The organism is Candidatus Thiosymbion oneisti (assembly GCF_900092655.1).
In the GTDB taxonomy this organism is placed as follows: domain Bacteria; phylum Pseudomonadota; class Gammaproteobacteria; order Chromatiales; family Chromatiaceae; genus Thiosymbion; species Thiosymbion oneisti.
The window spans coordinates 1-383 of the sequence record NZ_FLUY01001773.1 but is presented as its reverse complement, the minus strand read 5'-3'; the positions used below and the strand labels follow the sequence as shown (position 1 = coordinate 383).

Genomic DNA, 383 nt, shown 5'->3' with positions numbered 1-383 from the left:
GGCTGATTGGCCCAATCCATGAATCCCAGCGCGCGCGCGTAATGGCCGATGTGATGCTTCGTCCGCTGGTGGTACCGAAGGACGATGTCAAGGCGATCGGCACTGGCTGGGGTATCGTTCATGGGATCGGAGCCTTTCTAAGGAGTCGGCGATATCCGTTCGGTGGAAATCTACCAAAGCTGGCGGATACCGTAAGCGGACAGGGCGTCGTCAGCGCTCAGTAGCGGCAGGCCTTCCTCCAACGCTTGGGCGACCAGCAGACGATCGAAGGGGTCGCGATGGTGAAAGGGCAACTCGGCGACGCGTACCGCATGGGCCAGCGTGATCGGAAAGGGCGTAAGCGCATTGTTGCGGATGCGGTTGTCGATGAAGGTGCGCGGGGG

Annotated in this window: 1 protein-coding gene; it reads right to left on the bottom strand. The window is 61.4% G+C overall.

What is annotated here, in order from left to right:
* Positions 1-170: 170 nt before the first annotated feature.
* Positions 171-383, bottom strand: a 213-nt coding sequence (locus tag BQ17_RS18935) for a type II toxin-antitoxin system VapC family toxin (protein ID WP_141699376.1), incomplete at its 5' end; no start/stop codon positions are given.